Genomic DNA, 4772 nt, shown 5'->3' with positions numbered 1-4772 from the left:
ACTTTTCGAACAGCCCCTCATAAAGTATGTCACCCAATCGTTATATATGTCTTGCAATAGCCTCCTTGGGAAGCTCGCCTTTGATCGATAAATAATAATGCCTAATTGGTCTTAACTCATCATCTAATTCGTACACTAACGGTGTTCCTGTTGGAATATTAAGACTAGCAACACCATCACTAGATAAGTCATCCAAGTACTGAACTAATGCTCGAATTGTATTTCCATGTGCAGATATGATTACTTTCTTATCTGCTTTCAATAACGGTACAATTTGTTCATTCCACTCCTCCAGCACACGCTTTTCTGTATCTGCTAGATTCTCCGTTAAAGGGATATCACTTTCCTTTAAACAATGATACTTATATTCATGCCCTGCATATCTTTCATCACTTTTGTTCAAAGCAGGAGGCCGAACATCCACCGATCTTCTCCATTCCTGGACTTGATCTTCGCCATACTTTTCTGTGGTTTCTTGTTTATTTAAGCCTTGTAGAGCACCATAATGTCGTTCATTCAATTTCCATGCTTTATGTACAGGAATCCACATTAAATCCATCTCATGCAAAACAATCCATAATGTCCTAATAGCGCGCTTCAATACAGAAGTGTAAGCTACATCGAATGTATAACCGTTCTCCTTTAATATTTCTCCCGCCTTTCTCGCTTCTTCTCTTCCATTATCTGATAAATCCACATCGGTCCAGCCTGTAAATCTATTCTCTAAATTCCAAAGACTTTGTCCATGTCGGATTAATACAATTTTTTTCATGAGCTCTCATCTCCAATCTCAAGCAAAATGATTACTACCCCTTTTTATTCCCAAATCTAGATAGAAACATTCTGTTAGATAAACCTGCTATATTTCGTCAAATTTTCAGAACTTATTTCTATCAATATTTATTCAAAATGCTTTATACTTTATTTGATTAATCACATTAGATTATGAATAGTCCCTACTACAAGGAGGTCCAAGTATGTACATTGTTACGAATCGAATTAAAGTCAAAAAAGGTATGGGTGCAATGATGGCTCCTAGATTCACAGCACCGGGTCCATTAGACACATTTAATGGTTTTGTAAAAGTTGAAGTATTATTAACACAAAATCTAACAGATTATGACGAATTAAGCGTAAATATGTATTGGGAAAATCTTGATAGTTTTACTGCATGGAGAAATAGTGATGCATTTAAAGCTGCTCACAAACAACCAGAACCAGGCTCAGAAGCCACTAAGAAAGAATCGCCGATCATTGTTAGCGAACTAATTACGTATGAAGTAGCATCAGTAAGAGAAAAAGCTTAATATAATTTAAAAAGTTAAGAAGGCTATCTTAAAAGTGATTATACATCACTTTTAAGACGCCTTTTTACGCTTTTTAGCCCTTCGTTATAGTTTGTTATTCTTGCTGAATATGTTGAAAATGCCTGTAATTGGCGCTTTTGAAAGAGATGAAATGCATGTGTCTCCCTATAAATGAGAACAATGACTTTCACGTAAATGTAAAAAATCTAAAGCACCATTACCTTATTCGACACCTTCTTCGTATATATTTTTATAGGAATTTTTGCACTTTCTTGCAATCTTATATTTTCTGATTATTTTATATAAACAAAAATTATAAAATTTTCTTACTATATGTAACCAAAATATGTTATCTTAATAATATATTAGTGCACTAAAGGATTAACATTATTTTGAATAAAGGGGATTTCTATTCAATGAAACGTATAGCTACTATTATTCTGACTATTACTGCTCTATTTGCAATCCTAGTGGGGTGTGGATCTAAATCCGAGGATAAAGAAGCAGATAAGTCATCTGAAGGTAAAGAGAAAATTGTAATCGGTATTGATGACAAGTTCGCTCCAATGGGATTTAGAGATGAGCAAAACAATATCGTAGGATTCGATATTGATTATGCAACAGCAGCCGCCGAGCATATGGGCGTAGAGGTTCAGTTCCAACCAATCGATTGGAAAACAAAAGAATCTGAATTAAGCAGTGGGCGTATCGATTTAATTTGGAATGGTTATACAATCAATGAGACACGTAAGAAACAAGTTCTATTTACAAAACCTTACTTAAAAAACACACAAGTTGTTGTAACATTAGCTGACTCAAAAATCAAAAAGCTTGATGATTTAGCAGGTAAAGAGGTTGGCCTTCAAGGACTTTCTTCTGCATTAGATGCTTTAAATGCAAATCCAATCAAAGATAAAATCAAAAAGGTCAATGAATTCGGTGATAATGTACTCGCTTTAAGCGATTTAAAATCAGGTCGTGTAGATGCAGTTGTAATTGACGAAGTTGTTATTAAATACTACATGTCAAAAGAAAAAGATACATTCAAATTACTGGATGAAGCGCTTGCCCCTGAAGAATACGGAGTTGGTGTGAAGAAAGGTAACGAAGAATTATTAAATAAACTTCAAGCTGCTCTTGATCAGTTGAATGAAGACGGCACAGCAGCAGAAATCTCTGAAAAATGGTTTGGTGAAAACAAAGTACTAAAGTAAACAGTAGACCTTACTATTAAAAACGCAAACAGGATTTCCTAGGGAAATTCTGTTTTGTTTTTGGGAGGAATCCTTTAATGACAGATTATCTTAATACTATGATTATACCGATGCTACAAGGAGCAAAGATGACCATTCTGTTGTTCATCATTGCCATTATAGTGTCCATTCCACTCGGCTTCCTGTTAACATTAGCTGTTCGAAGTCGTTTCAAGCCGCTATCTTGGCTCGCTCAAGCATATATCTACTTAATGCGTGGTACACCACTATTACTACAACTCCTTTTTATCTGTTTCGGATTGCCACTTATTCCTGGAATCGGAGAATATTTAGTTCTCGATCGTTTTGTTGCAGCATGCCTAGGCTTTATCCTTAATTACGCTGCTTACTTTGCTGAAATATTCCGTGGTGGTCTGTTGGCAATTGATAAAGGACAATATGAGGCATCTCATGTACTTGGTTTAAATAAATGGCAAACGACAACACGAATTGTTCTGCCACAAATGTTTCGGATTGCCTTACCTGCTGTTGCAAATGAATCGGTCACACTCGTTAAAGATACTGCATTACTATATGCCGTTGCTGTTCCAGAACTGTTACACTTTGCTCAAACAGCGGTTAACCGTGATTTTACCATTGTACCTTTCTTCATTGCAGGTATTATCTATCTACTAATTACACTTGTACTAACACTGTTCTTTAAATGGCTTGAAAAACGCTTCAAATTTGAATAAGAAGGAGTGATGAAAGTGGCGATTATTGAAGTTTCTAATCTTAAGAAATCATATGGTCAACTAGATGTACTCAAACAGATTTCTTTTGATGTAAATAAAAATGATGTAGTAGCAGTAATCGGTCCTTCAGGCTCTGGAAAAAGCACCATGCTTCGAAGCCTGATCCATCTCGAAGAAATAAATGGAGGTACCATCAGCGTAGATGGTGATTACCTTGTAAAAGATGGAAACTATTCTAAAGATGTTAAACAAATTACCGCCAAAATGGGAATGGTTTTTCAACACTTTAATCTCTTTCCTCATTTGACTGTAAAAGAAAATTTAGAGATTGCTCCCAAAATGTTAAAGAAAGAATCAAAGACTGCTATTCAACAGCGAAGTACAGATCTATTAAAAAAAATCGGACTTACTGACAGAGCAACAGCCTATCCATCTACGCTTTCCGGGGGCCAGAAACAAAGGGTAGCTATTGCACGCGCATTGATGATGAATCCTGAAATTCTACTTTTTGACGAACCGACATCTGCTTTAGACCCTGAGTTAACAGGTGAAGTACTACAAGTAATGAAGGATTTGGCTGAAGAGCATATGACAATGCTTGTGGTGACACACGAAATGGGCTTTGCAAAAGAAGTCGCAAATCATGTAATGTTCATGGACAACGGAGAAATAATTGAGTCAGGACATCCATCTGAGCTCTTTGAAAATCCTAAAAACGATCGTACAAAAGCTTTCTTGAAAAGAAATTTAAAATGAACCAATGGAAGAGGCATCTATTTAAGAATGTCTCTTTTTTACTATTCTTCACCTTATATAAATTAAAAAAAGCTATCTATTAATCTCCTTGAAGACTCATAAATAGCTATCTCTATATGTATACACTTTCTTTTTTTCGTCTACTTCTACTCTTTCTTTGCAAAAGTTGCTGGCATTACAACCGCAATGACTTCTCCACGAGCACAAAGTGTTTCATTCGCATATACTTCTGTTTCAACTTTCCACTTCTTTGGATGAATTTCTGTAATCGTACCTATTGCTTTCAAAGGTATTTCTTGAGGGGTTGGTTTTAGAAAGTCTACCTTTAAGGATGCAGTAACAAAGCGTGGTGGTTCTACGCCATCTCCTACTTCATGTCCATTTTTACGGTGTAAAGCTAGAGATGCTGAACCTGTTCCATGACAATCAATGAGTGAGGCGATCACACCACCATATACGAAACCTGGTAATGCAGTATGTTCCGGTTCTGGTGTGTAGATGGTCATCGTTTGATCACCTTGCCAGCTAGTGCGGATATGATGACCTTTTTCATTTAATCGTCCACACCCATAGCACCATGCAAAATCATCTGGATATTCGTCTTGAATAGCCCTTACAATTGTCTCTTCCATTCCTGCCACCTCTTTTCTTGAATATTATACCATATAAATACAAAATATGGATAACGTTCAATAGTCTTTACATCTATCATTCATGTCTCATCTTAAATTTGTTTAAAAAAACCTTCCTTTATATATGTA

At 35.9% G+C, this 4772-nt stretch carries 6 protein-coding genes; 4 read left to right on the top strand and 2 right to left on the bottom strand.

The window, feature by feature from the left end:
• Positions 1-40 precede the first annotated feature (40 nt).
• Positions 41-772 carry a 2,3-diphosphoglycerate-dependent phosphoglycerate mutase gene (gpmA, locus tag V7014_RS15800; protein ID WP_335508395.1) on the bottom strand — a complete coding sequence of 244 codons (732 nt, stop codon included), beginning with the start codon at positions 770-772 and terminating at the stop codon, positions 41-43.
• A 205-nt stretch (positions 773-977) separates the two neighbouring features.
• On the opposite strand from gpmA, the gene V7014_RS15795 reads away from it, so the two are divergent.
• The 4 genes from V7014_RS15795 (at position 978) to V7014_RS15780 (ending at position 4011) form a co-directional block, all read left to right on the top strand.
• Complete coding sequence (locus V7014_RS15795) at positions 978-1307, top strand: heme oxygenase (RefSeq protein WP_335508394.1); 330 nt, start codon at positions 978-980, stop codon at positions 1305-1307.
• Between the two features lie 416 nt (positions 1308-1723).
• Entirely contained in the window at positions 1724-2521 is a 798-nt protein-coding gene (locus tag V7014_RS15790) for an amino acid ABC transporter substrate-binding protein (protein ID WP_335508393.1), read from the top strand.
• 77 nt (positions 2522-2598) lie between these two features.
• Positions 2599-3255 (top strand): amino acid ABC transporter permease, encoded by a 657-nt coding sequence (locus V7014_RS15785; protein WP_335508392.1) that lies wholly within the window; start codon positions 2599-2601, stop codon positions 3253-3255.
• Positions 3256-3270: 15 nt separating this feature from the next.
• Positions 3271-4011, top strand: coding sequence for an amino acid ABC transporter ATP-binding protein (locus tag V7014_RS15780; protein ID WP_335508391.1), 741 nt, complete (start codon positions 3271-3273; stop codon positions 4009-4011).
• 146 nt (positions 4012-4157) lie between these two features.
• Here the strand turns inward: V7014_RS15780 and V7014_RS15775 are convergent, their stop codons facing one another.
• Entirely contained in the window at positions 4158-4643 is a 486-nt protein-coding gene (locus V7014_RS15775) for a PaaI family thioesterase (RefSeq protein WP_205063177.1), read from the bottom strand.
• Between the last annotated feature and the right edge of the window lie 129 nt (positions 4644-4772).

The organism is Bacillus sp. JJ722 (assembly GCF_036963345.1).
In the GTDB taxonomy this organism is placed as follows: domain Bacteria; phylum Bacillota; class Bacilli; order Bacillales; family DSM-1321; genus Bacillus_AD.
This window is presented reverse-complemented; position numbering and strand designations above follow the sequence as displayed.

Excerpts from the sequence above, each read along its gene's own strand:
- V7014_RS15795 (WP_335508394.1), top strand. The coding sequence starts at position 978 with ATGTACATTGTTACGAATCGAATTAAAGTCAAAAAAGGTATGGGTGCA.
- V7014_RS15775 (WP_205063177.1), bottom strand. The coding sequence starts at position 4,643 with ATGGAAGAGACAATTGTAAGGGCTATTCAAGACGAATATCCAGATGAT.
- V7014_RS15785 (WP_335508392.1), top strand. The coding sequence starts at position 2,599 with ATGACAGATTATCTTAATACTATGATTATACCGATGCTACAAGGAGCA.
- V7014_RS15790 (WP_335508393.1), top strand. The coding sequence starts at position 1,724 with ATGAAACGTATAGCTACTATTATTCTGACTATTACTGCTCTATTTGCA.
- gpmA (WP_335508395.1), bottom strand. The coding sequence starts at position 772 with ATGAAAAAAATTGTATTAATCCGACATGGACAAAGTCTTTGGAATTTA.